This window comes from Azospirillum thermophilum, assembly GCF_003130795.1.
Classification (GTDB): Bacteria; Pseudomonadota; Alphaproteobacteria; order Azospirillales; family Azospirillaceae; genus Azospirillum; species Azospirillum thermophilum.
Window position 1 is genome coordinate 1,968,047 of the sequence record NZ_CP029353.1, and the last position, 24,572, is coordinate 1,992,618.

Consider the following 24,572-nt stretch of genomic DNA (forward strand, 5'->3'; position numbering starts at 1 on the left):
CCCGTAATGATCCTTCCAATAGCCGGGGCTCTTCGCCCCGGTTTGTTTTCTGATCCATTTCAGCCGGCCGCGATCCAGTCGGAGATCAGGCGGTGGGCGATCGAGTCGCTGCGGGCGAGGCGGAACGCGTCGCTGGGTTTCGCCGTGCGCAGGAAGTCACGGCTGAACCACTGGGCGCTGTCCAGCTCGTCCCGATCAACGGTGATGTCGAGGCTGGTCGCCCGCGCGGTGAAGCCGAGCATCAGCGAGGACGGGAAGGGCCAGGGCTGCGAGGAGTGATAGCGGATGTCGGTGACGGGCAGCCCGACCTCCTCCATCACCTCGCGCGCGACGGCGTCCTCCAGGCTCTCCCCCGGTTCCAGAAAGCCGGCCAGGACCGAGTGCATGCCCGGCGCCCATTTGGACTGGCGGCCGAGCAGCAGGCGGTCGCCGCCGTCATGGACCAGCATGATCACCGCCGGATCGGTGCGCGGGAAGTGATGGGCTCCGCAATCGGGGTTGGTGCAGAGCCGGACATGGCCGCCTTCCGCGCTGGCGGCGGGAGAGCCGCAGACGCCGCAGAAGCGGTGGCGGGTGTTCCACCAGGCCATGCCGCGGGCGTAGGCGCAGAGACCCGCCTCGTCCGCCGGCATCAGCGGACCGACCGTACGCAGATCCTCGAACCGGCCGAGGCCGGTCAGATCCGGCAGGTCCTCCGGCGAGTCGACCGGCGACAGGTCCACGGCGAAGACCGGTGCGCCATCCATCGGGCCGCCGTCCATCAACCCCAGGAAGATCGGCACGGCGCCGAGATCGCCGCCGCCCTTCAGGAAGACGGCCCGCGGCGCCTCGGCCGGGCCGGCGATGAAGCTCCTGCTGTGGAACAGCGGCAGGACGCGGGCGGCGGGCGACAGCCAGGCCTGCGTCAGCCAGTCCTCGTCCTTGCGCCGCAGGGAGGCGCGGTCGATCGGGATGGCGGCGTAGGTGTTGGGCCGGTCGTGGCCGGAGATGGGGGTCTTCATGGCGAGGAGGCTGCCACAACCCCTGGCACCCGCAAAGCCCTTCTCTCTCAAGCCAGCCCTCTGCGCCGGCCGGCCCCCTGTCTTTGGCGCTTGCCGCGACCACGCACATGGCTAGGATGCCGGCCACCGATACAGTTCCTTGCCTGCACCGGAAGACGGAGAGCGTCCATGGAGTCGCCAGCGACCGAGCCCTGCCCCGACCACCTGGTGACGCTCGCCCAGCGTCTGGCCGACGCCGGCGCGGCGGTGGTGCGGAGATACTTCCGCACGCCGGTCGCGGTGGACGACAAGGCCGACCACTCGCCGGTCACCATCGCCGACCGCGAGGCGGAACTGGCGATCCGGTCGCTGATCGAGGCGGAGCGGCCCGACGACGGCATCTATGGCGAGGAGCACGGGACCAAGAACCTGGACGCCGAATGGGTCTGGGTGATCGACCCGATCGACGGCACCAAGTCCTTCATCACCGGGCGGCCGATCTTCGGCACGCTGATCGCGCTGCTGCGCCGCGGCCGGCCGGTGCTGGGGATCATCGACCAGCCGGTCGTCGGCGACCGCTGGATCGGCGCCGCCGGGCGGCCCACCACCCACAACGGCAAGCCGGCCCGCGTCCGCCCCTGCCCCGGCGGGCTGGCCGGGGCGACGTTCGGCACCACCTCGCCCGACCTGTTCCCCGGCGAGGACTACGAGGCCTACCGGCGCGTCGCGGCGGCGGCCAAGGTCGCCGTCTATGGCGGCGACTGCTACAGCTACGGCCTGCTGGCGTCGGGCTACTACGACCTCGTCGTGGAGTCGGGGCTGAAGCTCTACGACTTCGCCGCGCTGGTGCCGGTGGTGACCGGGGCAGGCGGGCTGATGACCGACTGGGAGGGCAAGCCGCTCGACGCCAACTCCGGCGGCCGGGTGATCGCCGCCGGGGACCCGCAGACCCACCGCGACGCCATCGCGGCCCTTGCCGCCTGAGGAGCTGACCGCATGACCCCGATCGCGCCGCCCGCCCGCTCCGTCTTCGAGACCTCGCCGGAGAAGCTCCGCCCCTTCCTCGAGGGGCTGGGCGACCGGGTGGCCGGCGGAGCCAACTGGATGGTCCGCAAGAAGACGGTCTGCGACCTGCTGCTCGGCCTCGACGCCTTCGCCCTGCCCGCCGCCGAGCGGCAGGTCCTGATGGGTCGCCCGGAGGAGGAGGCGGAGACGGGCGAGAACGGCCCGGCGACTTCCGCAACGTGCTCCCCTCTATGTCGGGGCGATGCTGGAGCGGCTGGCCGAACCGGCCGTCACCTCGGCCGAGCAGGCGGCGATCTACCTGCTGTCCATCCATCCCGAGCATCAGGGCGCCGCCGAGCAGTGGATGCTGGCCGACCCGCGCAACGGCAAGGCGGTGAAGCGGATCCTGCGGACCGACCGCCGCTATCGCCAGCTGATGGACCGCATGGCCGAGCACTGGAAGACGGTCGGCGAGCGGACCGGGCTGGAGCGGGACTGAACCCGACCCTCAGGCGAGGAGGGCCTGGCCGGCCTCCACCGCCATCCATTCCGCCTGGGCGCCGTCCTCGCCGTCGGTGATCGCCGCCACCGTCACCGGGGCGGCGCCGGCGAAGTGGTAGGCCGCGGTGCTGCAGCCGGGACCGCCGCCGGTGTGACCCCAATAGGGGACGCTGTCCTCGTCGGCCTCGATCATGACGCCGAGCCCGTAGGCCGGCTCCACCCAGGGGCGGCCGATCATCGCGCCATAGACCCGCCGCCCCGCCGTCATGCGGCCGAGCAGCTCCCCCGGCAGGAAGTCCGTGCTGGCGAGGCCGTGCAGGAACGCCGCGGCGTCGGCGGCGGTCATGGCGACGACGCCATGGGCGACCCAGCCCGGATGGTAGCGCGCCGCCACCGGATCGCCGCCGTAGAGGGCGGAGCGGCCGAACAGCAGCCCGGCCAGATCCTCCCGCCGGGCCGGCACGGTCGCGCCGGCGAGGCCGAGCGGCTCGAAGACGACGTGGCGGAGCAGGTCGGCGAAGTGGACGCCGGCGGCCCGCTCCAGCAGCCGCTTCACCAGCAGGTAGCCGATGTTCGAGTAGCGGACCTCCCCGTCGCGGGGAAGCTCGGCCGCCGGATCGGGAAGGCAGTGCGAGAGGAACTCGTCCCCGCTCCACGGCTCGCCGCCGGCCGCCACGGCGGCGCGGTAGGCCGGGAGCTGGCCGTAGTCGGGGAGCCCGGCGCGGTGCTGGAGGAGCTCCGCCAGGGTCGCGGTCGCGGCGAAGCGGTACTCCGGCAGCCAGCGCGCCAGGGGGGCGTCGAGGTCGAGGAGCCCTTCGGCCACCAGCCGCAGCACGGCGGCGGCGGAGACGGTCTTGGTAAGGCTGTAGACGAGGGCCCGCGTGTCGGGCGGCGGGGCCGGACGGTGGCCGGGGTCGAGGGAGACGACGCCCGACCAGGAGCGGTCGCCCGCCCGCAGCCCGAGCAGGACCGTGGTGGCGGCGGCGCGCCCCTCCCCCTCCGCGAGGAGGGTGCGGACGGCGTCGACGGCCCCGGCGAAGGGTTTGGGGATGTCCCGGGGGATGTTCCCCGGGGGGTGGGCGGTCATGGCGGCGGGCTCCTACCGGAAACTGACCCCTTAAGAAGAGGCCTTCCGGCCGCGTCGGCCAATCGGGTCGAGCCCTATCCGGGGTGCCCACAAGGAAAAGGCCCTCCCGGGGGAGGGCCTTTCCGCACCGTCAGTCGCGCTTGACGGTATCGCTGTCGAGCGCCGCCTGGGCCGCCGCCAGCCGCGCGATCGGCACGCGGTAGGGCGAGCAGGAGACGTAGTCGAGACCGACCGACTCGCAGAAGGAGATGGAGGCGGGGTCGCCGCCATGCTCGCCGCAGATGCCCATCTTGATCTTCTCGCGGGTCTTGCGGCCGCGCTCGGCGGCCAGCGCGATCAGCTCGCCGACGCCGTCCTGGTCGAGCGTCTGGAACGGGTCGTGCTCCAGGATGCCCTGGCGCTGGTACTCCGGCAGGAAGTTGCCGGCATCGTCGCGCGACAGGCCGAAGGTGGTCTGCGTCAGGTCGTTGGTGCCGAAGGAGAAGAACTCGGCCGTCCCGGCGATCTCGCCGGCCCGCAGCGCGGCGCGCGGCAGCTCGATCATCGTGCCGACCATGTACTCGAAGGTGACGCCGGTGGCGGCCATGACCTCCCTGGCGACGCGGTCGACCACGCCCTTGAGATGTCCAGCTCCTTCTTGGTGCCGACCAGCGGATCATGACCTCCGGCACCACCGTGGCGCCCGAGCTCTTCGAGACCTCGGCCGCCGCGGTGAAGATGGCGCGGGCCTGCATCTCGTAGATTTCGGGATAGGTGATGCCGAGACGGCAGCCGCGATGGCCGAGCATCGGGTTGGCCTCGTGGAGCTGGACCGCCCGCTGGTGGACGCGCAGCGGATCGGTCCCGGCGGCCTTCGCCACCTCGGCCATGTCGGCGTCGGAGGTCGGCAGGAACTCGTGCAGCGGCGGGTCGAGCAGGCGGATGGTGACCGGCAGGCCGGCCATGATGGTGAACAGCTCGACGAAGTCGTTCTTCTGGTACGGCTCCAGCTTGGCCAGCGCGGCGCGGCGGCCGGCCTCGTTCTCCGCCAGGATCATCTCGCGCACCGCCAGGATGCGGTCCGGGTCGAAGAACATGTGCTCGGTCCGGCACAGCCCGATGCCCTCGGCCCCGAACTTGCGGGCGGTGCGGGCGTCGAGCGGCGTCTCGGCGTTGGTGCGGACCTTCATGCGGCGCAGGCCGTCGGCCCAGCCCATCAGGGTCGCGAAGTCGCCCGACAGCTCCGGCTGGATGGTCGGGACCTCGCCCAGCATCACCTCGCCGGTCGAGCCGTCGATGGTGATGACGTCGCCTTCCTTCACGACGGTGCCGCGCACCATCATGGTCCTGGTCTTGTAGTCGATGCGCAGGTCGCCGGCCCCCGACACGCAGGCGCGGCCCATGCCGCGGGCGACCACGGCGGCGTGGCTGGTCATGCCGCCGCGGGTGGTCAGGATGCCGCGGGCGGCATGCATGCCGTGGATGTCCTCCGGCGAGGTCTCGACGCGGCAGAGGATGACCGCCTCGCCCTTGCCGGCCTGGGCCTCCGCCTCGTCGGCGGTGAAGTAGACCTTGCCCGAGGCCGCGCCCGGCGAGGCCGGCAGGCCCTTGGCGATGACCTTGCGCTCGGCCTTGGGGTCGAGCGTCGGGTGGAGGAGCTGGTCGAGCGAGGCCGGGTCGATGCGGCGCACCGCCTCCGCCTTGTCGATCAGCCCTTCGCTGGCGAGATCGACCGCGATCTTCAGCGCCGCCGGGGCGGTGCGCTTGCCGTTGCGGGTCTGCAGCATGAACAGCTTGTTCTGCTGCACGGTGAACTCGATGTCCTGCATGTCGCGGTAGTGCCGCTCCAGCTTGAGGCGCACCTCGTTGAGCTGGTGGAACACTTCCGGCATCACCTCCTCCATGGCGGGGAGGTCGGACTTGTTGGCGAGCTTGCCGGCGATGGTCAGGTGCTGCGGCGTGCGGATGCCGGCCACCACGTCCTCGCCCTGGCGTTGACGAGATATTCGCCGTAGAAGGCGTTCTCGCCGGTGGACGGGTTGCGGGTGAAGGCCACGCCGGTGGCGCAGTCGTTGCCCATGTTGCCGAACACCATGCACTGCACGTTGACCGCGGTGCCCCAGTCGGCCGGGATGTCGTGCAGCTTGCGGTAGGTGATGGCGCGGGCGTTCATCCAGGAGCCGAAGACGGCGCCGATGGCGCCCCAGAGCTGCTCCTGCACGTCCTGCGGAAGGGCTTGCCCAGCTCCTGCTCGACCGCCTTCTTGTAGTCCTCGATGACGGCCTGCCAGTCCTCGGCCTTCAGGTCGGTGTCGAGGGTGTAGGACTTGTCGCGCTTGTGGTTGTCCAGGATCTCCTCGAAATGGTGGTGATCGACGTCGAGCACCACGTTCGAGTACATCTGGATGAAGCGGCGTAGCTGTCATAGGCGAAGCGCGCGTCGCCCGACCGCCTGGCGAGGCCGGCCGCCGTCGCGTCGTTGAGGCCGAGGTTGAGGACCGTGTCCATCATGCCCGGCATCGAGGCGCGCGCGCCCGAGCGCACGGACACCAGGAGCGGATTGGCCGGATCGCCGAAGCTGGCGTCCATCGCCGTCTCCAGCCGCGCCACGGCGGCGGTCACCTGGTCCTTCAGCTCCGGCGGATAGCTCCGGCCGTTGGCATAGAAGTAGGTGCAGACCTCCGTGGTGATGGTGAAGCCCGGCGGGACCGGCAGACCGAGATTGGCCATCTCGGCCAGATTGGCCCCCTTGCCGCCGAGCAGGTTCTTCATGTCCGCCCGGCCCTCGGTCGCGCCCGCGCCGAAGCTGTAGACCCACTTGCTCTCGCCCTGGCTCGCCATCGTGAATTCCTCGTTCACCCCTATGGTCGTCCGGCTTCGGGCCACACGGTGGACACGCTGGTCTGCCCTTGCGGCCGTCCCCGATATGCGCCGTTCTAGCCCCCCGCGGAAGGGGAACACAAGACAGTCCGTTGCATAACGTGAGCGCGGCCGTAGCGTTCCCGCCCGGCATGCTCCCTCCTTCGGAGGTTGGCCGAAGGGAGGGACCGGCGCCGGCGGACGGTGCCGCCTTGGGCGGATTGTGCGGTGCTTCGGCAATGCACAACGCGGATTTCCCGCGGTTTCATCAATGGAATCAAGGCAATGATCCGATACGGCCGATACCCCGGATTGTGCAGCGGCTGCACGACGATCCGGCGGCGGGAGCGCGCCCGCCCCCTCCGTTCGGAGGGGGAGGCGGCCGGCGGGGCCCCGGTCTTTTTTTCCGCCGGCCCGCCCGGACCGGGCGTTTTTCCGGGCAGGCTGCCCGGATCATGGTCAAGCCGCCCCTCGTCGCCGGGCGGCAGGGTCCAGGAGGGCGCAACCAGAGCGTTCAGCGCCCGCAGCCGCGCCCGCGCCTCGCGCACCAGCGAGACATACTCCCAGCAGGTGCGCAGGCGGAAGGAGCGGTGCTCCTGCCAGATGGTCTTGTGGGCCACCCCCAGCTTGGCGCCGGCCTCCGCCGGGGAGTAGCCGGCGGCGATCAGCCGGGCGATCCGCGCCCAGGTGGCGTCGGGCAGGGTCGAGCGCGGGACGAGGCGGCGATCCTCCGGATCCGGTGAAAATCCAGGCGGCGTGCGGGGTTCGGGCAGGTCGGCCAGCGCGTCGGGACCGTCGGCCGGCGCCCGCCCCGGCCGGCCGTCCCGCACCAGCGAGCTGCCGAGCGCCGCCGGGTCGCGGCGGTCCCAGGCAGCGCGCAGCGGCCGGCCGTAGAAGCCCAGCGCCGCCAACCCCTGGGTGCGGTCGCGCGGGATGCAGAGCTTGCCACGGCGGAACCCGAGGGCGGCGGTGATGGCGGGGTCTCCTGCGGCGGGGGGATCGTTCGTGTGCGACTCGGGGCGCGCGCGCCGGCCCTCAGGGCAGCGGGAGGTCGGGGGCGAACTCGTCCTGCCAGTCGAGGGGGATCGCCTCGGCGAGGTCGGCCTCGGGGACCGGTTCGGCGCGGTCGGCGAGGTCGGGGCCGGGCGGATCGGCGGGCCGCTCCAGCGCCGCCGGCGCGGCGAGGCCGAGCCGGTCGGCCAGCCAGCGGATGGTGCGGAGATCGCCGCGGCCGACCGCCTGCTCGATCTGCGTGGTGACGAGATGGGAGAGCGAGCGCAGGCGGGACGACGCCTCGCGCCGCAGGCAGGCGCGTTCCCACTCCACCCGCTCGCGGAAGGCCGGCGAGACGTAGTAGGCGCGCCACAGCGTGTTGCGGTGGCAGCCCATGGCGCGGGCGACCTGGACCATCGGCCAGCCGGCGGCCATGCGGTGCGCCGCCATCGCCCAGTCGGCGTCGGAATAGCGCGAGCCGGGAACCAGCCGGCCGCCCTCCGGCAGCGGCGGCTCGCTCAGCTCCACCGGAAGCGCCGGGTCGGGAGCGGTCTGCGGGAGGGACTTGCGGGAACGGGGCGTGCTGGACATGACGGACGTCCTCGGCTGGGAAAACCAGCCTTCGTCCTAACATAGGAATATTTACCGGTCGAGCGGCGCCGGAAAAAGGCCGGGGCGCGGTTCAGGCGGTGATCGGGTATGTGCAGGGCCGAAAACGACAAAAGGCTTTCAGGTTTCCCTGAAAGCCTTTTGTTACTGGTCGGAGAGAGAGGATTCGAACCTCCGGCCCCTGCCTCCCGAAAGCAGTGCTCTACCAGGCTGAGCTACTCTCCGTCAGGTCACCGGCGGTCGGTGTCGGCCGCCGGTGGAGGGGGTGTATAATGGGTCGGATCGGGGCGTGCAAGGCAAAAATTCGACCGCGGTCATTTTTCTGCGGGATGCCGCCGGCAAGGGAACGGACGCGGGACGGAGGCGGTCCGGCAACCGCTAACGGACGGGCCGGAAACGAAAATGGCGGCACCGGCAGCGCGCCGATACCGCCATGGGACAGGAACCCGCCGGCCCCGCCCCCCTCACCCCAGCCCCCTCCCCCGGGGGGAGAGGGACCATGGGCGGGAATGCGGGCTTGCCTGTCCGGACCGGCTCAATATTCGCGGTCGATGACGAAGTCGATGACCTCCAGCAGGGCGCGCTTCACCGGGCTGTCGGCGAACAGGCCGAGCGCGTCGCGGGCGATCGAGCCGTAGTGGCGGGCCCGCTCCACCGTGTCCTTCAGCGCGTTGTGCTTCGCCATCAGCTTCTGCGCCCGCTCCAGGTCGCCGTCCTGCTGGTCCAGCTCCTCCATGGTGCGGCGCCAGAAGGCCCGCTCCTCGTCGCTGCCGCGGCGGAAGGCCAGGACCACCGGCAGGGTGATCTTGCCCTCGCGGAAATCGTCGCCGATCGTCTTGCCGAGAGTCGCCTGCCGCGCCGAATAGTCGAGCACGTCGTCGACGAGCTGGAAGGCGATGCCGAGATTCATGCCGTAGTCGTAGAGCGCCATCTCCTCCGCCTGCGGGCGGCCGGCGACGACGGCGCCGACGCGGCAGGCGGCGGCGAACAGCTCCGCCGTCTTGGCCTTGATGACCTCCAGATAGGCCTGCTCGCTCGTCTCGGTGTCGTTGGTGGTGCGGAGCTGCAGCACCTCGCCCTCGGCGATCACCGCCGAGGCGTTGGACAGGATGCGCAGCACGTCGAGCGAGCCGACCTCCACCATCAGCTGGAAGGCGCGGGAGAACAGGAAGTCGCCCACCAGCACGCTGGCCTTGTTGCCGAACACCGCGTTGGCCGAGGCGAGGCCGCGGCGCAGGTCGCTCTCGTCCACCACGTCGTCGTGCAGCAGGGTGGCGGTGTGGATGAACTCCACCACCGCGGCCAGCATCTTGTGGTCCTCGCCCTGGTAGCCGCACAGCTCGGCCGCGGCGAGCGTCAGCACCGGCCGCAGCCGCTTGCCGCCCGCCGCGATCAGATAGCCGGCGAGCTGCGGGATCAGCTCCACCGACGAGTGCATCCGCTGCACGATGAGTTCGTTGACGGCGCCCAGATCCTCGGCCACCAGGGCGGTCAGGTCGTCGAGCGGGGAAGACTTGCGCCGTTTCGGCTCGAAGTTGGTCACGACCGCCAAGGTCGACTCCACGGATGATTGACGTCAGGATTTCGGATAGGGAGCATAACGGCATAGCCTCTTCGGTCAAGCCCCAGGGCCGATCAATTCGGCTCCGTGACCGACGGGAACAGCGGCGGGCGCGGCAGGACGGCACCGCGATTCAGAGGGATCATGAAGGAACTGCTGCGCACCACCGACCCGGTCCGCCTGTCCTGGCTGACCGCCCTGCTGGCCGACGCCGGAATCGCGGCGGTGGTTCTCGACCAGCACACCAGCATCCTGGAAGGCTCCATCGGCGCCATCCCGCGCCGGCTGATGGTGGACGACGACGACCATGCGCAGGCCCGGCGCGTCCTGCACGAGGCCGGCGAGGAGACCGGCGCATGAGCGGGCAAGCGGACCCGCGGGAGGATTTCCTGCTGGGCGGCCGGGTGCGGCTGCTGCAGCCGGCGGGCGGCTACCGCGCCGCCATCGACCCGGTGCTGCTGGCCGCCTTCACCCCGGCGGCGGCCGGCGAGCGGGTGCTGGACCTCGGCACCGGCACCGGGGCTGCGGCATTGTGCCTCGCGGCGCGGGTGCCCGGCGTGACGGTGACCGGGCTGGAGGCCCTGCCCGAAGCGGCGGATCTCGCCCGGCGCAACGCGGCGCTCAGCGGCCTCGCCGACCGGGTGGCGGTGGTGGAGGGCGACCTGCTCGCCCCGCCGGCGGAGCTGGCGCCGGTCGGCTGGGACCGGGTGATGATGAACCCGCCCTATCTGCGCGCCGACTCCGCGAGCCGCCCGCCCGACCCGTGGAAGGCCGCCGCCAACGTCGAGGGCGCCGCCCGGCTGACCGACTGGATCGGCTGCGCCGCCCGCATGCTGGCGCCGCGCGGCGGCCTGACGCTGGTCCACCGCGCCGACCGGCTGGACGAGATCCTGGCGGCGCTGGCCGCCGCCCCCTTCGGCGGATTCGGCGCGCCGGTCGTGCTGCCGCTGTGGCCCAAGCCGGGGCGCGAGGCGCGGCGCGTGCTGGTCGCCGCGCGCAAGGGGGTGCGGGCGCCGCTGCGGCTGGCCGCCGGGCTGGTGGTGCACGGGGAGGACGGCGCCTATACGCCGCAGGCCGAGCACATCCTGCGCGGGGCCGGGGCGCTGCTGCCCTGAGGCGCGCACGGCGCCGGTTGCATCCGGGCGGCGGCTGGTGTGGAGTGGCGGCCATCCCGCCGGACCGCTCCCGCGGGGACGTGCCTTCGGAGACCCCCTGATGCTGATCCGCCCCGCCGGGACGCAGGACCTCGCGGCCATCGCCGCGATCTACAACCACGCCGTCCTCCACACCACCGCCATCTGGAACGACCGGACGGTGGACCTTGCCAACCGCGCCGCCTGGATGGAGGAGCGGCAGGCCAAGGGCTATCCGGTGCTGGTGTCGGTGGATGCGCAGGGCACGGTGACGGGCTATGCCGCCTATGGCGACTGGCGCGCCTTCGACGGGTTCCGCCACACGGTGGAGCATTCGGTCTACGTCCACCCCGACCACCAGCGCGGCGGCATCGGCCGCGCCCTGCTGACCGCCCTGGTCGGCGAGGCCAAGCGCCGGGGCAAGCATGTGATGGTCGCGGCGATCGAGGCGGGCAACCAGCCCTCCATCGCGCTGCACCGCTCGCTGGGCTTCGTGCAGACCGGCCTCATGCCGGAGGTCGGCACCAAGTTCGGCCGCTGGCTGGATCTGGTGTTCCTGCAGCTCAATCTGGACGAGACGGCGGCGACACCGGCGGCGGCGGCGGCGGACGGGACGGCCGGCTGAGCGGGGTCAGCCGCCCTCCCCCGGCGCCTCCTCATCCGGGACGTAGCGCAGGAGGTCGCCGGGCTGGCAGTCGAGGTAGCGGCAGATGGCGGCCAGCGTCTCGAACCGCACGCCCTTCACCTTGCCCTGCTTCAGCAGCGACAGGTTGGCCTCGGTGATGCCGACCTGCTCGGCCAGGTCCTTGGACTTGACCTTGCGGACGGCGAGCATGACGTCGAGCGTGACGATGATGGGCATCGGGCGTCGGGGGACTAGATGAACTCGGCATTTTCGCGGGCGATGGCGACGGCCTGCGCCATCACCGCCGCAATCAGCCACACCATGCCGGCAAAGAACAGCGGATAGATCTGCCCCGAGCCGATGCCGAGCGTGACGAAGCGCTCGCCCGCCGGATTCTGCAGGGACAGCAGCGCGCTGGCCGGCGCCTGGACCACGAAGCCCAGCGCCGTCGCCAGCGCCGACAGGCCGGCGAAGCCGCGCAGCCCCGCCACCACCCGCAGGTCGAAATAGACCCCGTCGGCGAACAGCGCGAAGCAGCGCCGCGCCCGGACGAGGCCGGCCATCGTCACCCCCACCGGGATCAGGGTGAGCAGGCAGCCGGCCGCCCGCTGCCAGGGATCGAGCGGCGGATAGGGCCGGCCGGGCGCCGGCCAGCTCCCCTGGGTGACGGAGATGTAGAGGTCGGCCACGTCGGCGGTCGCCCACCACCAGCAGACCAGCAGCGGCGTCACCACCAGGGCGGCGAGGCAGCCGGCCGCCATCAGGCGGCTGACCAGACGGATGCGGGCCAAGGGAACCTGGAAGCCCAACGGATCGGCGGACATGGCGGATCACTCCTGCGGAAGCGCTGCGGATGCCCTCCCTTCTAGATCCGGCATTATCGAAAAACAATAATTTCTTATTGCATCGTGCCGATATTTTTCTGTAGGGCTTGTCCCATCGCACTCATCGGGAGACAGGATCATGACGACGGGAAAGAGGCTCGCCACCCTGGCGGCGGCATCGGTGCTGGCGGCGGCGCTGCTGCAGGGGACCGCGGCGCGGACGGCGCTGGCGGCGGCGGCGGCGGCGGGACCGACGGCCTCCGGCCGCGTGTCGGTCGCCATGGCGGTGGAGCAGTTGAAGGCCGCCGGCAGCGACGCGGCGGCGCGCGACCGGGTGTCCTCCTATCTCGGCGGGCTGGTGGAATCGATGCTGGCGCTCGACGGCCGGGTCGAACGGGCGAGCGGCGGCCGCCACCTGTTCTGCAAGACCGCCGGGGGCTCGCTCGACGGGGACGAACTGATCGCCGCCTTCGCCGCGGCGGCCCCCGATCCCTCGCGCTGGGCGGAGACCGAGGCGGCGCCGATCATCGTCGACCATCTGCTGGCCAGATATCCCTGCCCGGACGGAGTCGCGCTGCGGCGATGAGGCACCCCCCTTCCCCGCGAGCGCGAGCGTCACCATCTGTGCGGGCATGAGCCTGCACGACCTCCTCGCGAAACTCCCCGTCGGCCCCTGGCGCAAGGCCGGGCCGGTGGTGTCCGTCCTGCCCCTGTCGGGCGCCATCGGCGATTTCGGACCGCTGCGCCGCAGCCTGACCTTCGCCCGGCTGGCCCCGCTGATCGAGCGCGCCTTCGCGCCCAAGCGGCAGGCGGCGGTGGCGCTGATCGTCAACTCCCCCGGCGGGTCGCCGGTGCAGTCGGCGCTGATCGCCAAGCGCATCCGCGACCTGTCGGAGGAGAAGAAAGTGCCGGTCTTCGCCTTCTGCGAGGACGTGGCGGCGTCGGGCGGCTATTGGCTGGCCTGCGCGGCGGACGAGATCTGGGCCGACGAGAGCTCCATCGTCGGGTCGATCGGCGTGGTCTCCTCCGGCTTCGGGCTGCAGGAGCTGATCGCCCGCCACGGCATCGAGCGGCGGCTCTACACCGCCGGCGACCGGAAGGTGCTGCTCGACCCCTTCCTGCCCGAGCGGGCGGACGGGGTGGAGCATCTGAAGGCGCTGCAGGCGGAGGTGCATGAGAGCTTCAAGGCGATGGTGCGCGCCCGCCGCGGCGCCCGGCTCGCCGGACCGGAGGAGGAGCTGTTCTCCGGCGCCTTCTGGGCCGGTCGGCGGGCGAAGGCGCTGGGCCTGATCGACGGGATCGGCGACGCGCGGACGGTGCTGCGCGGCCGCTTCGGCGAGAAGGTGCGCCTGCGCGTCGTCCACGAGGAGCAGGGGCTGCTGCGCCGCGCCGGCCTGCGCGCCGCCGGCGCCGGGACGGGCGGCCCCGACATCGCCGCCCTGGCCGCCGCCCTGCCCGGAGCCGCCCTGGCGACCGTCGAGGAGCGGGCGCTGTGGGCGCGGTTCGGGCTGTAGCGGGGGGAGGCCGTTGCCGCTATCCTTCCCGGCGTGGTTGAGGCGGCGGAAAGGGAGACGGCGATGGGGCACCTGATCCTGAAGGACCTGGACGACGGCCTTGTTCAACGGCTGCAGAGCCGCGCCGCCGCCCACGGCCGCTCGCCGGAGGAGGAGTTGCGGGCGATCCTGCAGGAGACGCTGAGTTCGCCGGTGGACGGACAAAGCGATTTCTGGAACCGGATGGCTGCCCGCCGTGCCCGGCTCTCCGCCATTCCATTCCCCGACAGCACGGCCCTGATCCGTGAGGACCGCGACCGCCGTGCCGGCCTGATCCCCGAGTGACGGGCCCGGATCGATGGGAACGAGTTGCGCCTTCATCGTCGACAGCAGTGTCGCGATCAAATGGGCCATACCGGAAAGCGGTTCGGATCTGGCGGCAAGGCTGTGGTCGGCACGGCTGCTGGCGCCGGACCTGATGCGGATCGAGTGCGCCAACGTTCTTTGGCGGCTCGTCGCGCGCTACGGACTGCCACGGGACGAAGCGGTCAGCGCCCTTGAGGAGCTGACGACCGGCCCAATCGTCTATCATGATACCCGTGCGCTTGAGCGAGATGCCCTGGAGCTCGCCCTCGCGCTCGATCACCCGGTCTATGATTGCTGCTTCCTGGCGCTTGCCAGACGTGAAGGCATACCTTTGGTGACCGAGGATCGGCGCCTTGCCGGCGTCGTCGGGCGGGCGCCACAGGCGGGAGTGGCGGTGCTGACCCTCGCAGAGGCCGCCGCAGGGCTGGACCGGCCGACCACCCCTCTCCCCGGAAATCGTCCCCACGCCCCTTGACCGCGCCGCCTTACCCTCCTAATCCTGCGGGATGTTCACGAAGCTCCTGGTCATTGTGCTGGTGATCGTCGGCGTCTGGTACGGCTGGCGGTGGGTCAACCGCGTCCAGTCGGTGGGGCGGGAGCGCATGCGCGACAAGCGGCGCGAGGCGCCGGCCGCCCGGTCCGCCGCGGGCGGCGGCGGCGGATCGGCCAGGGGCGGATCGGCCAGGGATGGCGCCATGAGCACCGCCCTGGACGCCGAGGACATGGAGAAATGTCCGGAATGCGGGGCCTATGTGGCGCCGCGCTCCGCCGTGTCCTGCGGCCGGCCGGCCTGCCCCTACGGACGCTGAGCCGGCGAAGCCTCCCGCCGCGCACCACCCAACTCGCCGCAACACCGCCCGGCCCGCCGGAGCAAGCACCGGCTCATGGCTTGATTCCGCGATGCGGCGCGCCTATCGTGCGGGCCATTTTCTCACCAACCGCATCGTGAACGCCCATGGGCTCGACCGCCTCCAGCCGCGGCCTGTCGTTCCAGGCCCTGATCCTCAAGCTTCACCAGTACTGGTCGGAGCAGGGTTGCGTCATCCTGCAGCCCTACGACATGGAGGTCGGGGCGGGTACCTTCCACCCGGCGACCACGCTCCGCGCGCTCGGCCCCGACCGCGACTGGCGGGCGGCCTATGTCCAGCCCTCGCGCCGGCCCAAGGACGGGCGCTATGGCGAGAACCCGAACCGGCTGCAGCACTATTACCAGTACCAGGTCATCCTGAAGCCGTCGCCGGCCAACGCGCAGGAGCTGTACCTGAACAGCCTGCGCGTGCTGGGCATCGACCCCGGCCTGCACGACATCCGCTTCGTCGAGGACGACTGGGAAAGCCCGACGCTGGGCGCCTGGGGCCTGGGCTGGGAAGTCTGGTGCGACGGCATGGAGGTGACGCAGTACACCTATTTCCAGCAGGTCGGCGGCATCGAGTGCGACCCCGTCTCGGTCGAGCTGACCTACGGGCTGGAACGGCTCGCCATGTATGTCCAGGGGGTGGAGAACGTCTACGACCTGGACTTCAACGGCGCCGGGGTGAAGTACGGCGACGTCTTCAAGCGGGCCGAGATCGAGTATTCGACCCACAATTTCGAGCTGGCCAACACCGACATGCTGCTGCGGCATTTCGAGGATGCCGAGGCGGAGTGCCGGGCGCTGGTCGCCAAGGGCGTCGCCCTGCCCGCCTATGACCAGTGCATCAAGGCGTCCCACCTCTTCAACCTGCTCGACGCCCGCGGCGTGATCAGCGTCGTCGAGCGCGCCGCCTACATCGGCCGCGTCCGCGCGCTGGCCAAGGCCTGCTGCGAAGCCTGGACGGGGGCCAAGTAAAGCCATGACCGAACTGCTGATCGAATTCTTCTCCGAAGAAATCCCCGCCCGCATGCAGGCCCGCGCGGCCGACGACCTGAAGCGGCTCGTCACCGAGCGGCTGGCGGCCAACGGCCTGACCTTCACCGCCGCCGCCGCCCATTCCACGCCGCGCCGCCTGACGCTGGTGGTGGACGGGCTGCCGCAGGCGACGGCCGACGTGCGCGAGGAAAAGAAGGGGCCGCGCGTCGGCTCGCCCGAGCAGGCGGTCGCCGGCTTCCTGAAGTCGGCCGGCCTCGCCAGCCTCGACCAGTGCGAGCAGCGCGACACCGGCAAGGGCGTCTTCTATTTCGCGGTGACCGAGCGCAAGGGCCGCGCCACCGCCGAGGTGCTGGCCGAGATCATCCCCGCGGTGATGGCCGAGTTCCCCTGGCCGAAGTCGATGCGCTGGGGCACCGGGTCGGTGCGCTGGGTCCGCCCGCTGCACTCCATCGTCGCCGTGTTCGGCGGCCGTCCGCTGGAGGGCGCCTTCGCGCTGGGCAACGACCAGCCGGCGGTCCCCTTCGGCAACGTCACCCGCGGCCACCGCTTCCTCGCCCCCGACGCCTTCACGGTCGAGAGCTTCGCCGACTACACGGAGAAGCTGCGGGCGGCCAAGGTCATCCTGGACCGCGAGGAGCGCAAGGCGAAGATCAAGGCCGACGCCGAGGCGCTGGCCGCCGCCAAGGGCCTGACCCTGTCGCCCGACGACGGGCTGCTGGAGGAGGTCGCCGGCCTCGTCGAGTGGCCGGTGGTGCTGATGGGCTCGATCGACGAGCAGTTCATGGACGTGCCGCCGGAGGTGCTGATCACCTCGATGCGCACGCACCAGAAGTATTTCGCCACGCTCGACGCCGCGGGGAAGATGGCCCGCCACTTCGTCGTGGTCGCCAACACCGAGACCAGGGACGGCGGGGCCGCGGTGGTGGCCGGCAACGAGCGCGTGCTGCGCGCCCGCCTGTCCGACGCCAAGTTCTTCTGGGACCAGGACCGCAGGATCCGCCTGGAGGACCGCGTGCCGAAGCTGGCGGCGATCACCTTCCACGCCAGGCTGGGCACGGTGGCCGAGAAGGTCACCCGCGTGCAGCTTCTGGCGGCGGAGATCGCCCGGACCATCGGCGCGAATCCGGACCAGGCGACCCGCGCCGCCCTGCTGTGCAAGGCCGACCTGGTGTCGGAGGTGGTCGGCGAGTTCCCCGAGGTGCAGGGCATCATGGGCCGCTACTACGCGCTCGGCGAGGGCGAGAGCCCGGAGGTCGCCGACGCCATCGCCGCCCATTACAAGCCGCTGGGGCCGTCCGACAGCTGCCCGACCGCGCCGGTGTCGGTGGCGGTGGCGCTGGCCGACAAGCTGGACACGCTGGTCGGCTTCTTCGCCATCGACGAGAAGCCGACGGGCTCCAAGGATCCCTTCGCCCTGCGCCGCGCGGCCCTGGGCGTCATCCGGCTGATCCTGGAGAACGGGCTGCGGCTGCCGCTGACCGGCGTGTTCCGGGAGGCCCACGGCGCCTTCACCGCCGGCGGCTTCGCCCCGGCCGACACGGTGGCGGGCGAGCTGCTGTCCTTCTTCGCCGACCGGCTGAAGGTGACGCTGCGCGACCAGGGCGTGCGGCATGACCTGATCGACGCGGTGTTCGCGCTGGGCGGCGAGGACGACCTCGTGCGGCTGCTGGCGCGGGTGAAGGCGCTGCAGGCCTTCGTCGGGTCGGAGGAAGGGGCGAACCTGCTGGCCGCCTACAAGCGCGCCAGCAACATCGTGCGCATCGAGGAGAAGAAGGACGGCACCAGCTTCGATCAGCCGGTGGACGCCGCCCGCCTGACCCAGGCGGAGGAGAAGGACCTGCACGGCGCGCTGGGCGAGGCGGCGGCAGCGGCCAAGCCCCTGCTGGCGGCGGAGGATTTCACCGGCACCATGGCGGCGCTGGCGACGCTGCGCGGCCCGCTGGACGCCTTCTTCGACAAGGTGACGGTGAATGCCGAGGACAGGGAGCTGCGCGTCAACCGCCTGCGCCTGCTGGGCGAAATCCGCCGCACGCTGAACGCCGTCGCGGACTTCTCGCGGATCGAGGGGTAAACGGCGATCCCACCCGTTCCCGGGAGCGGACAGGATGGGGAACGGAAGGCCCTCCGGCCGGGGACGACCCGGCGGAGGGCCTTTTTGTTCGGGACGGGCCGCCGGCCGATCCGTCAGACCGAATGGCTCACCGATCCCCGGAAGATGCCGTACACCGCGGCCAGCATGCCGCCGGCCTTGTCGCGGGCGAAATCGTCATCGCCCCTCGACAGCACCATGCCGACCGTCCGTCCGCTGCCGTCGACGAGGTCGAAGCGTCGGAACTCGGTGGGTCGCGGGCAGTACTCCTCGTCAAAGCGCTGGAGGCGATCGAGCATGCCGTTGAGCGCGGACTGGCCGTCCGATTCGCGGAAGGTGAAGGTGGCGTCGGTCACATCGGCCGCGAACTCGCGATCGAAGGCCAAATACATATCGTTGCCGTAGTCGGCATTGTCTCTTTCATAGGAGCCTATGATGCCGATGGCTCCCATGGATTCCTTGTTCGGGATGAAGGTCGGCTCTTCACCAGGGGTGGAGGCGGGCATGGCCAGACCCTGTTGCGCCGCCACCAGGTCTTCCAAGTCACCGGCGGATTCAATCCAGCTGGTGCTCTTGTGATCCGGAATACCGACGACCTTGTGCGTCATCATACAGGCCTTGAAATGGGCTTCGTACCAGATCCTCAGCTGGTCATAGTAGGGTGCCTTGGCCTTCGCCTCTGCTTCCAGAGCCTCTGCCTCCACCCTTTTCCGTGCTTCGTCCTGCGCGATCCGGATGTGCTCCTGCCGAGAGCGCTCCTGTATCATCCGGATCGTCTCGCGCATCTGGGGGGTGAGTTCGGCTTCGGTCACCACCCGTACAGAGGGGTCCTCCTGTACCGGGGCGGATGGCCGGGCGGACACCGTGAGAGACACTTCAGGGCCGATCGGCGCGGGCCGGGGCTTGAGGTCGATGGCCGCCGGCGCGGCCGGCGCGCGAGAGGCCGGTTGGGACCGGGACAGCAGGGCGATGCCCGTGCCCAGTGTTTTGTTGACGATGGTCATGGTGGCTCCCCGTGATGAACATGCTGGGCGGTGGCTGGGCGCAGCCTGGGGGTCAAGCCATACATTCTGTTTGACTTGAACCCGGGTTTGCGCCGGCTTCTCCATGCGCAGGTGCCTTCACGCGAAGACAAATCGAAACATCATCCAGATCAGCTCGATACCCGTTGATGAAACCCGTCCCGGGTTACCCGCGGATAATCCAGCTATCCGGCAGATCATTGACCGTGATGCCGGACAAGGTTATCGAGCCGTAACTCTGACCATTCTGCGTAAACTTGACGAACGTATCGTTGCCTTTGATGGCGCACTCGGCTTCAACACCGGCCCGCACGAAGATGCGGTCGCCTTCGGCCGCGTTGAAGTCCTTGACAGTTACGGCCCCGACCGACTTGAAGATGTCGGCGCCGGTACCGCCGGTCAGTTCACCGCCATTACCAATCAGCAGGTCATCGCCGGCGCCGCCGAAGAGGGCGTCGCGGTTCGACCACCCGCCGAAGATCGTGTCGTTGCCGTTCGACCCGATGATCGTGTCGTCGCCGTTGAGGCCGGTGATCTGGGCGATGCCGGTCAGTGTCGTATTGCTGAAGTCGAGACGGGTCGCCGTGTTGGCGGTCTGGATGGTGGTGTTGTTTCCATGCCCGGTGATCGAATCGATACGGGCGATGGACTTGAGCCCGATCACCGTGTTGTCGCCATAGGCGATGATTTCGTCATGGCCATGGTAATTCGCCTGACCGGGCGTGTTTCCGACGAAATCCTCGTCCCCGCCGTCGATCTCGCAATAACCGAAATTCTGGCTTTTCGAGAAGATGAACTTGTCGTCGCCCGCCCCGCCCTTCAGGGTCGACTCGCCCGACCCGGAGGTCAGCGTGTCGTTGCCGGCGTCGCCATACAGTTTCCCGCCGCCGGAGGTGATCTCCAGATAGTCGTTGCCGGCTTCTCCATGCAGGAGGCCCAGGCTGATGTCCGACAGGACGTCGTTGCCGTCACCGCCATACATCTCGTCCCAGCCGTACGACCCGTACATCGAGTCGTTTCCGCCGCCGCCGTACATGTAGTTCGGCTTGTCGCCGAAGCCCTTCGGCGCACTGGAGATAATGTCGTTGGCGTTGTCCCCGACGAAATAGTCACCGGTGCTGTTGCTGAACTTCGTTACGCTCATGACGCTTTGTTCCCTTGGTGTCTCTCGCCGATCCGTGAAGAGAGCGGTTCCCGTCACCGGTATGGACCGGACTGCACGCCCGCGAACTTGCATATGGGAGTATGACGACGCCCCTGTACGGAAAGGTTGCAGTGTCAGTGGGACACAGGGCGATTAAGTCCCGTTAAAAAAAGCTGTGGCCCGGGCGATCCTGTTCAGCCAAAGGGTGCAGCCCCTCACGCCCCGAGGAAGTCGGCGGCGGTGACGGCCCCGCCGGTCGCGGCACGGATGCGGGCCAGCACCGCCGGGCGCGGGATGCGCAGGCCGTGGCGGTAGCGGTTGACCGAAGCCTGGCTGACCCCGATGAGGGCGGCGAAGGCCTCTTCCTTGGTGCGGGTGGTGATGAGCCAGTCGTCGAGCGTCATGCCGCGATGGTAGTGCGGCCATGCGGAACATATCAAGAACAGTTTCATTCCGCTTTGGATTTTCCTGGTGGATTGGTATGATCGCCGCCATGTCAACCTTGCGCGCATTGCGGCAGGCCGCCGGGCTGAGCCAGGAGAAGCTGGCCGAGCTGGCGGGCACCTCGCAGCCCCAGATCAACAAGCTGGAGACCGGCCAGCGGAAGATGACCGTCGACTGGGCGGTCAAGCTGGCCGCCCCGCTGGGCGTCGAGCCGGCCGTTCTGCTGGGGCTGGAGCCGGCGGCGGCGCCCGTGGCCGGCCCCCTCGCCGCCGCCCCGCGGGCCGGCCTGCCGCCGTCGCCGCGGCTGGTGCCGGCCCCCTCCCCCTGGCGCTGCGGATGACGGCCCAGATGCCGGTGCGCGCGGCGGCGCGCGGCGGCGTGGACCAGGAGATGTTCCTGGAGGACGGGCCGATCGACTGGATCGCCAAGCCCGACTATCTGAAGAACGCCCGCGACCCCTACGCCATGTACGTCGTCGGCGAGTCGATGATGCCGCGCTTCCGCCCGGCCCAGCTCCTCCACGTCAACCCGCACAAGCCGCCGGCCGGCGGATCGGGGGTCGTGCTGGTCAAGCGCACGCGGGCGGTGCTGGTGAAGGAGTTCGTCCGCCGGGTGCCCGAGGGGGTGTGGCTGCGGGAGTATCAGCCGGCCGACCGCGAGTTCCTGGTGCCGGAGACGGAGATCGACACCCTGCATACCGTCGTGGGGTTGCAGGAGCCCTGACGGGCATATACCGATACGGTATCGGGATTGCCTCGCCAGATTAGTCCATAACGGATTATTCCTTGCCGCAGGGACGCGACGCCGGCGTCCCCCGCGCCCGGTCGGTCACCGGGCCGAACGGCAAGGAGGCTCTCCCCATGCATCAGGTGCATCAGGCGCATCAGGCCATCCCGCGGGGCGCGCGGCAGGGCTGCCCCCGCTTCCATCCCGGCCCGGCCAGCCACCGGGTCGATTCCTTCACCGAGCAGGGCGCGGCGGAGCTGGCCCGCCGCATCCGCGCCGCCTGGCGCCGCCAGGGCTGGGACGTGACGGTGACGGTGGAACGCGTCGCCAGCGCGCCGGACGCCGAGGGGCGCAGCCTCGCCCACTTCACGGTGCGCAGCGACCTGGTGAACGGGCTGCCGCGGCGGCGGCTGTGCTGACCGGCCCGCGCGACGGCAACCGCCGCGATGACAACCGTCAAGCGTCCCGTGGCATGACATTGACCGGATGCCGCAACTCAGGGCAGGGTGCCGCGCTCGCCCACTGCTTGCGGCATCCTGCCGTCAACGTCGCGGAGCCTGTTCCACCATGTCGCGCGCCCTCCTGCTGGCCGGCCTGACCGCCGGCCTGCTGCTCACCTCCCCGGCCCTGGCCGCCGGAACGCTGATCTACTGTTCCGAAGGCAGCCCGGACAGCTTCAACCCGGCCATCGGCACCGCCACCACCTCGATCGACACCGGGCTGCCGGTCTTCGACACGCTGGTGGCCTTCGAGCCGGGCGGGACGCGGATCGTGCCGGCGCTGGCCGACTCCTGGACGATCTCGCCGGACGGGCTGACCTACACCTTCCACCTGCGCCGCGGCGTGCGGTGGCACGGCACGGCCGGCTTCACGCCGACGCGCGAGATGACCGCCGACGACGTGCTGTTCTCGTTCGAGCGGATGTGGAAGCCGGAGCACCCCTATCACCGGGTCTCCGGCGCCGCGTACGACATCTTCAAGGACACCGGCCTGCCGGACCTGCTGCAGTCGATCACCAAGCTCGACGACCACACCGTCGCCATGACGCTGAAGCGGGTCGAGGCGCCCTTCCTCGCCGACCTCGCCATGCCGACGGGCTCCATCCATTCCAAGGAATATGCCGATCTGCTGCTGGCCAAGGGAACGCCGGAGCAGATCGACCGCGTCCCGGTCGGCACCGGGCCGTACCGCTTCGTCGGCTATCAGAAGGACATCGCCGTCCGCTACAAGGCCTTCCCGAGGGCTGGCAGGGCAAGCCGCCGATGGACGCCCTGGTCTTCGCCATCACGCCGGACGCCGCGGTGCGCCAGGCCAAGGTGAAGGCCGGCGAATGCCACCTGATGGCCTATCCGGTGCCGGCCGACGTCGAGTCCCTGCGGCAGGACCCGAAGCTGCGCGTGATGGACCTGACCGGCATGGGCATCGGCTTCATCGCCATGAACACGACGAAGAAGCCGTTCGACGATTTGCGGGTGCGCCGCGCCATGAACATGGCGATCGACAAGGAGGCCATCGTCCGCGTCGTCTACAACGGCGCCGGCACCCCGGCCGGGGCGGCGCTGCCGCCGCTGATGTGGTCGCACGACGCGGCGATCGCCGGCTATCCCCACGACCCGGAGGCGGCGAAGCGGCTGCTGGCCGAGGCCGGCTACCCGAACGGCTTCGCGACCGACCTGTGGGCGATGCCGGTGCAGCGCCCCTACAACCCCAACGCCCGCCGCATGGCGGAGATGGTCCAGGCCGACCTCGCCAGGATCGGCGTGACGCTGCGCATCGTCACCTACGAGTGGGGCGAGTATCTGAAGCGGGTCCAGGCGGGCGAGCATTCCATGGCGACGCTCGGCTGGCTCAGCGACAACGGCGATCCCGACAATTTCCTCGGGCTTCTGCTGGGCTGCGAGGCGGCGCGTCCGGGCGGCATCAACCTCGCGAAATGGTGCGACCGCGAGTATGACGGCCTCGTCACCGCCGCCAAGCGCAGCACCGACCTGGCGGAGCGCACCGCCCTCTACCGCCGGGCGCAGGCCCTGGTCCACGAGCGCGCGCCCTGGATCCCCGTCGCCTACCCGACCCAGCACATGGTGATGTCGCGCAAGGTCACCGGCTACCTGTCGGACGGCTCCGCCTTCCACCGGCTCTCCACCGTGGGGCTCGGCGATTAGGAGGACGGCGCCGCCGGGGGCTCAGGCGTCGCTGACGGCGCGGCTGTAGCTCTCGGCGAGGTCGCCGCCGGCCGCGCGCACGGCGACGCGGCGGAAGCGCGCCATGCGGTCCAGCGTATCGACGCCATAGGCCGCCACCGCCGGCAGCCCGTCGCCGCCGATGATGCCGGCGGCGCGGAACCACTCCAGCCGGTCGACCAGATCGGCGCGCAGCAGCGAGCCGGCGAGCCGCGCCCCGCCTTCCACCAGCACGCGGGTCAGGCCGCGTTCGGCCAGCGCCGCGCCGGCCGCCTGGAGGTCGGGAAGGCCGGCGGAGTCGGGGGCACCGGGATGACCTCCACCCCGCAATCGGCGAAGACGGCGCGGCGGGCATGGTCGGCATCCTCGCGGGTGACGACCCAGGTGGGAACGCTGCGGGCGGTGCGCGCCAGCTTGCCGGTCAGCGGCAGGCGCAGCCGGCTGTCCACCACGATGCGCACGGGCGAGCGGTGCGCCAGCCCCGGCAGGCGGCAGGTCAGCTCCGGATCGTCGGCCAGCGCGGTGCGGATGCCGACCATGATGGCGTCGTGGCTGGCCCGCAGCCCGTGGCCCCAGGAGCGGGCCACCGGCCCGGTGATCCACTGCGAATGGCCGGCATGGGTGGCGAGCCGGCCGTCCAGCGTGGTCGCCAGCTTCAGCGTGTAGAGCGGCCGGTGCTGCTGGATGCGCAGGAAGAAGCCCTCGTTGAGCGCCCAGGCCTCCGCCTCGCAGACGCCGGTGTCGACGGCGATGCCGGCGTCGCGCAGCCGGGCGAGACCGCCGCCGGCCACCCGCGGATCGGGGTCCTGGCAGGCGACGACGACGCGCGCCACCCCGGCCTCGACCAGCGCCAGGGCGCAGGGGGGCGTCCTGCCATAGTGGTTGCAGGGTTCGAGCGTCACATAGGCGGTGGCGCCGCGGGCGGCGGAGCCGGCCCGGGCCAGCGCCTCCGTCTCGGCATGGGGACGGCCGCCGGGCTGGGTCCAGCCGCGGCCGACCACGACGCCGTCGCGGACGATGACGCAGCCGACCGCCGGGTTCGGCCAGGTGGTGCCGAGCCCGCGGGAGGCGAGCGCCAGGGCGGCGCGCATGTGGCGGAGATCG

The 24,572-nt window shown here is 70.7% G+C and carries 27 protein-coding genes, 1 tRNA gene and 2 pseudogenes; 17 read left to right on the forward strand and 13 right to left on the reverse strand.

Annotation, left to right across the window (positions count from 1 at the left end; all coding sequences use genetic code 11):
* Window positions 1-59: 59 nt before the first annotated feature.
* The gene (nudC, locus tag DEW08_RS15620; protein ID WP_109328641.1) at window positions 60-1,001 is read right to left on the reverse strand and encodes an NAD(+) diphosphatase; all 942 of its coding nucleotides are present in this window, start codon (window positions 999-1,001) and stop codon (window positions 60-62) included.
* 168 nt (window positions 1,002-1,169) lie between these two features.
* Between nudC and hisN the strand changes: the two genes are divergently transcribed.
* The gene (gene hisN, locus DEW08_RS15625; RefSeq protein ID WP_109328643.1) at window positions 1,170-1,964 is read left to right on the forward strand and encodes a histidinol-phosphatase; all 795 of its coding nucleotides are present in this window, start codon (window positions 1,170-1,172) and stop codon (window positions 1,962-1,964) included.
* 283 nt (window positions 1,965-2,247) lie between these two features.
* A complete protein-coding gene (locus DEW08_RS32445) occupies window positions 2,248-2,484 on the forward strand; it encodes a hypothetical protein (RefSeq protein ID WP_245986313.1) in 237 nt (78 codons plus the stop codon).
* Window positions 2,485-2,493: 9 nt separating this feature from the next.
* Here DEW08_RS32445 and DEW08_RS15635 read toward each other — a convergent pair whose 3' ends face one another.
* The 6 genes and pseudogenes from DEW08_RS15635 to DEW08_RS15660 all read right to left on the reverse strand — a co-directional run bounded on the left by DEW08_RS15635 (window position 2,494) and on the right by DEW08_RS15660 (window position 9,564).
* Complete coding sequence (locus tag DEW08_RS15635; protein ID WP_109328645.1) at window positions 2,494-3,573, reverse strand: serine hydrolase domain-containing protein; 1,080 nt, start codon at window positions 3,571-3,573, stop codon at window positions 2,494-2,496.
* Window positions 3,574-3,703: 130 nt separating this feature from the next.
* A pseudogene (ppdK, locus tag DEW08_RS15640) lies at window positions 3,704-6,392 on the reverse strand (pyruvate, phosphate dikinase).
* Between the two features lie 95 nt (window positions 6,393-6,487).
* On the reverse strand, window positions 6,488-7,321 hold the full coding sequence (locus DEW08_RS15645; RefSeq protein ID WP_109328647.1) for a hypothetical protein: 834 nt from the start codon (window positions 7,319-7,321) through the stop codon (window positions 6,488-6,490).
* A 124-nt stretch (window positions 7,322-7,445) separates the two neighbouring features.
* Window positions 7,446-7,994 carry a helix-turn-helix domain-containing protein gene (locus DEW08_RS15650; RefSeq protein WP_109328649.1) on the reverse strand — a complete coding sequence of 183 codons (549 nt, stop codon included), beginning with the start codon at window positions 7,992-7,994 and terminating at the stop codon, window positions 7,446-7,448.
* A 166-nt stretch (window positions 7,995-8,160) separates the two neighbouring features.
* Window positions 8,161-8,237 (reverse strand) — tRNA-Pro (locus DEW08_RS15655).
* A gap of 310 nt (window positions 8,238-8,547) precedes the next feature.
* Complete coding sequence (locus DEW08_RS15660) at window positions 8,548-9,564, reverse strand: polyprenyl synthetase family protein (protein WP_109328651.1); 1,017 nt, start codon at window positions 9,562-9,564, stop codon at window positions 8,548-8,550.
* A gap of 153 nt (window positions 9,565-9,717) precedes the next feature.
* Here DEW08_RS15660 and DEW08_RS15665 point away from each other — a divergent pair, with 153 nt between their 5' ends.
* From DEW08_RS15665 to DEW08_RS15675, 3 genes are all read left to right on the forward strand, one after another.
* Window positions 9,718-9,933, forward strand: coding sequence for a putative signal transducing protein (locus tag DEW08_RS15665; protein ID WP_109328653.1), 216 nt, complete (start codon window positions 9,718-9,720; stop codon window positions 9,931-9,933).
* A complete protein-coding gene (locus DEW08_RS15670; RefSeq protein WP_109328655.1) occupies window positions 9,930-10,688 on the forward strand; it encodes a tRNA1(Val) (adenine(37)-N6)-methyltransferase in 759 nt (252 codons plus the stop codon). Before DEW08_RS15665 ends, DEW08_RS15670 begins: the two co-directional genes overlap by 4 nt.
* Window positions 10,689-10,788: 100 nt before the next feature.
* Window positions 10,789-11,331: a GNAT family N-acetyltransferase gene (locus DEW08_RS15675; RefSeq protein ID WP_109328657.1), complete on the forward strand. Its 543-nt coding sequence runs from the start codon at window positions 10,789-10,791 to the stop codon at window positions 11,329-11,331.
* A gap of 6 nt (window positions 11,332-11,337) precedes the next feature.
* Here the strand turns inward: DEW08_RS15675 and DEW08_RS15680 are convergent, their stop codons facing one another.
* Both DEW08_RS15680 and DEW08_RS15685 read right to left on the reverse strand, forming a co-directional pair.
* Window positions 11,338-11,568, reverse strand: a complete 231-nt coding sequence (locus tag DEW08_RS15680) for a helix-turn-helix domain-containing protein (protein WP_109328659.1) — start codon at window positions 11,566-11,568, stop codon at window positions 11,338-11,340.
* Window positions 11,569-11,582: 14 nt separating this feature from the next.
* Window positions 11,583-12,155: a DUF2975 domain-containing protein gene (locus DEW08_RS15685; protein ID WP_109328661.1), complete on the reverse strand. Its 573-nt coding sequence runs from the start codon at window positions 12,153-12,155 to the stop codon at window positions 11,583-11,585.
* Window positions 12,156-12,294: 139 nt separating this feature from the next.
* On the opposite strand from DEW08_RS15685, the gene DEW08_RS31225 reads away from it, so the two are divergent.
* From DEW08_RS31225 to glyS, 7 genes are all read left to right on the forward strand, one after another.
* On the forward strand, window positions 12,295-12,741 hold the full coding sequence (locus DEW08_RS31225) for a hypothetical protein (RefSeq protein WP_168220375.1): 447 nt from the start codon (window positions 12,295-12,297) through the stop codon (window positions 12,739-12,741).
* A 46-nt stretch (window positions 12,742-12,787) separates the two neighbouring features.
* Window positions 12,788-13,669, forward strand: coding sequence for a S49 family peptidase (locus tag DEW08_RS15695; RefSeq protein ID WP_109328663.1), 882 nt, complete (start codon window positions 12,788-12,790; stop codon window positions 13,667-13,669).
* Window positions 13,670-13,732: 63 nt separating this feature from the next.
* On the forward strand, window positions 13,733-13,993 hold the full coding sequence (locus tag DEW08_RS15700; protein WP_109328665.1) for a FitA-like ribbon-helix-helix domain-containing protein: 261 nt from the start codon (window positions 13,733-13,735) through the stop codon (window positions 13,991-13,993).
* A gap of 13 nt (window positions 13,994-14,006) precedes the next feature.
* Window positions 14,007-14,489 carry a type II toxin-antitoxin system VapC family toxin gene (locus tag DEW08_RS15705; RefSeq protein WP_109328667.1) on the forward strand — a complete coding sequence of 161 codons (483 nt, stop codon included), beginning with the start codon at window positions 14,007-14,009 and terminating at the stop codon, window positions 14,487-14,489.
* 31 nt (window positions 14,490-14,520) lie between these two features.
* On the forward strand, window positions 14,521-14,823 hold the full coding sequence (locus DEW08_RS15710) for a hypothetical protein (RefSeq protein ID WP_109328670.1): 303 nt from the start codon (window positions 14,521-14,523) through the stop codon (window positions 14,821-14,823).
* 146 nt (window positions 14,824-14,969) lie between these two features.
* Window positions 14,970-15,842, forward strand: coding sequence for a glycine--tRNA ligase subunit alpha (locus tag DEW08_RS15715; protein ID WP_109328672.1), 873 nt, complete (start codon window positions 14,970-14,972; stop codon window positions 15,840-15,842).
* Window positions 15,843-15,846: 4 nt separating this feature from the next.
* Window positions 15,847-17,934, forward strand: coding sequence for a glycine--tRNA ligase subunit beta (glyS, locus tag DEW08_RS15720; protein ID WP_109328674.1), 2,088 nt, complete (start codon window positions 15,847-15,849; stop codon window positions 17,932-17,934).
* Window positions 17,935-18,047: 113 nt separating this feature from the next.
* Here the strand turns inward: glyS and DEW08_RS15725 are convergent, their stop codons facing one another.
* From DEW08_RS15725 to DEW08_RS15735, 3 genes are all read right to left on the reverse strand, one after another.
* Entirely contained in the window at window positions 18,048-18,956 is a 909-nt protein-coding gene (locus DEW08_RS15725) for a hypothetical protein (RefSeq protein ID WP_109328676.1), read from the reverse strand.
* Window positions 18,957-19,140: 184 nt separating this feature from the next.
* Window positions 19,141-20,118 (reverse strand): calcium-binding protein, encoded by a 978-nt coding sequence (locus DEW08_RS15730; protein ID WP_109328678.1) that lies wholly within the window; start codon window positions 20,116-20,118, stop codon window positions 19,141-19,143.
* A 215-nt stretch (window positions 20,119-20,333) separates the two neighbouring features.
* The gene (locus tag DEW08_RS15735; RefSeq protein WP_109329900.1) at window positions 20,334-20,522 is read right to left on the reverse strand and encodes a helix-turn-helix domain-containing protein; all 189 of its coding nucleotides are present in this window, start codon (window positions 20,520-20,522) and stop codon (window positions 20,334-20,336) included.
* Window positions 20,523-20,611: 89 nt separating this feature from the next.
* Here DEW08_RS15735 and DEW08_RS32450 point away from each other — a divergent pair, with 89 nt between their 5' ends.
* The 5 genes from DEW08_RS32450 to DEW08_RS33200 all read left to right on the forward strand — a co-directional run bounded on the left by DEW08_RS32450 (window position 20,612) and on the right by DEW08_RS33200 (window position 23,450).
* Window positions 20,612-20,902 (forward strand): helix-turn-helix domain-containing protein, encoded by a 291-nt coding sequence (locus DEW08_RS32450; protein WP_109329902.1) that lies wholly within the window; start codon window positions 20,612-20,614, stop codon window positions 20,900-20,902.
* Window positions 20,899-21,285 (forward strand): S24 family peptidase, encoded by a 387-nt coding sequence (locus tag DEW08_RS32455; protein ID WP_109328680.1) that lies wholly within the window; start codon window positions 20,899-20,901, stop codon window positions 21,283-21,285. Before DEW08_RS32450 ends, DEW08_RS32455 begins: the two co-directional genes overlap by 4 nt.
* A 137-nt stretch (window positions 21,286-21,422) precedes the next feature.
* A complete protein-coding gene (locus DEW08_RS15750; protein WP_109328682.1) occupies window positions 21,423-21,707 on the forward strand; it encodes a hypothetical protein in 285 nt (94 codons plus the stop codon).
* Between the two features lie 148 nt (window positions 21,708-21,855).
* Complete coding sequence (locus tag DEW08_RS33195) at window positions 21,856-22,608, forward strand: ABC transporter substrate-binding protein (RefSeq protein WP_281262040.1); 753 nt, start codon at window positions 21,856-21,858, stop codon at window positions 22,606-22,608.
* Window positions 22,551-23,450 (forward strand): ABC transporter substrate-binding protein, encoded by a 900-nt coding sequence (locus DEW08_RS33200; protein ID WP_281262041.1) that lies wholly within the window; start codon window positions 22,551-22,553, stop codon window positions 23,448-23,450. Before DEW08_RS33195 ends, DEW08_RS33200 begins: the two co-directional genes overlap by 58 nt.
* Window positions 23,451-23,471: 21 nt before the next feature.
* Here the strand turns inward: DEW08_RS33200 and ribD are convergent.
* Window positions 23,472-24,559, reverse strand: a pseudogene (ribD, locus tag DEW08_RS15760) (bifunctional diaminohydroxyphosphoribosylaminopyrimidine deaminase/5-amino-6-(5-phosphoribosylamino)uracil reductase RibD).
* Window positions 24,560-24,572 lie beyond the last annotated feature (13 nt).

Excerpts from the sequence above, each read along its gene's own strand:
- glyS (WP_109328674.1), top strand. The coding sequence starts at position 15,847 with ATGACCGAACTGCTGATCGAATTCTTCTCCGAAGAAATCCCCGCCCGC.
- DEW08_RS15735 (WP_109329900.1), bottom strand. The coding sequence starts at position 20,522 with ATGACGCTCGACGACTGGCTCATCACCACCCGCACCAAGGAAGAGGCC.
- DEW08_RS15715 (WP_109328672.1), top strand. The coding sequence starts at position 14,970 with ATGGGCTCGACCGCCTCCAGCCGCGGCCTGTCGTTCCAGGCCCTGATC.
- DEW08_RS33195 (WP_281262040.1), top strand. The coding sequence starts at position 21,856 with ATGTCGCGCGCCCTCCTGCTGGCCGGCCTGACCGCCGGCCTGCTGCTC.
- DEW08_RS15680 (WP_109328659.1), bottom strand. The coding sequence starts at position 11,568 with ATGCCCATCATCGTCACGCTCGACGTCATGCTCGCCGTCCGCAAGGTC.
- DEW08_RS15670 (WP_109328655.1), top strand. The coding sequence starts at position 9,930 with ATGAGCGGGCAAGCGGACCCGCGGGAGGATTTCCTGCTGGGCGGCCGG.
- nudC (WP_109328641.1), bottom strand. The coding sequence starts at position 1,001 with ATGAAGACCCCCATCTCCGGCCACGACCGGCCCAACACCTACGCCGCC.
- DEW08_RS15730 (WP_109328678.1), bottom strand. The coding sequence starts at position 20,118 with ATGAGCGTAACGAAGTTCAGCAACAGCACCGGTGACTATTTCGTCGGG.
- DEW08_RS33200 (WP_281262041.1), top strand. The coding sequence starts at position 22,551 with ATGGACGCCCTGGTCTTCGCCATCACGCCGGACGCCGCGGTGCGCCAG.
- DEW08_RS15685 (WP_109328661.1), bottom strand. The coding sequence starts at position 12,155 with ATGTCCGCCGATCCGTTGGGCTTCCAGGTTCCCTTGGCCCGCATCCGT.
- DEW08_RS15710 (WP_109328670.1), top strand. The coding sequence starts at position 14,521 with ATGTTCACGAAGCTCCTGGTCATTGTGCTGGTGATCGTCGGCGTCTGG.
- DEW08_RS15635 (WP_109328645.1), bottom strand. The coding sequence starts at position 3,573 with ATGACCGCCCACCCCCCGGGGAACATCCCCCGGGACATCCCCAAACCC.
- DEW08_RS32445 (WP_245986313.1), top strand. The coding sequence starts at position 2,248 with ATGCTGGAGCGGCTGGCCGAACCGGCCGTCACCTCGGCCGAGCAGGCG.
- DEW08_RS15675 (WP_109328657.1), top strand. The coding sequence starts at position 10,789 with ATGCTGATCCGCCCCGCCGGGACGCAGGACCTCGCGGCCATCGCCGCG.
- DEW08_RS32450 (WP_109329902.1), top strand. The coding sequence starts at position 20,612 with ATGTCAACCTTGCGCGCATTGCGGCAGGCCGCCGGGCTGAGCCAGGAG.
- DEW08_RS15695 (WP_109328663.1), top strand. The coding sequence starts at position 12,788 with ATGAGCCTGCACGACCTCCTCGCGAAACTCCCCGTCGGCCCCTGGCGC.
- DEW08_RS15725 (WP_109328676.1), bottom strand. The coding sequence starts at position 18,956 with ATGACCATCGTCAACAAAACACTGGGCACGGGCATCGCCCTGCTGTCC.
- DEW08_RS15665 (WP_109328653.1), top strand. The coding sequence starts at position 9,718 with ATGAAGGAACTGCTGCGCACCACCGACCCGGTCCGCCTGTCCTGGCTG.
- DEW08_RS15700 (WP_109328665.1), top strand. The coding sequence starts at position 13,733 with ATGGGGCACCTGATCCTGAAGGACCTGGACGACGGCCTTGTTCAACGG.
- DEW08_RS32455 (WP_109328680.1), top strand. The coding sequence starts at position 20,899 with ATGACGGCCCAGATGCCGGTGCGCGCGGCGGCGCGCGGCGGCGTGGAC.
- DEW08_RS31225 (WP_168220375.1), top strand. The coding sequence starts at position 12,295 with ATGACGACGGGAAAGAGGCTCGCCACCCTGGCGGCGGCATCGGTGCTG.
- hisN (WP_109328643.1), top strand. The coding sequence starts at position 1,170 with ATGGAGTCGCCAGCGACCGAGCCCTGCCCCGACCACCTGGTGACGCTC.
- DEW08_RS15705 (WP_109328667.1), top strand. The coding sequence starts at position 14,007 with ATGGGAACGAGTTGCGCCTTCATCGTCGACAGCAGTGTCGCGATCAAA.
- DEW08_RS15650 (WP_109328649.1), bottom strand. The coding sequence starts at position 7,994 with ATGTCCAGCACGCCCCGTTCCCGCAAGTCCCTCCCGCAGACCGCTCCC.
- DEW08_RS15750 (WP_109328682.1), top strand. The coding sequence starts at position 21,423 with ATGCATCAGGTGCATCAGGCGCATCAGGCCATCCCGCGGGGCGCGCGG.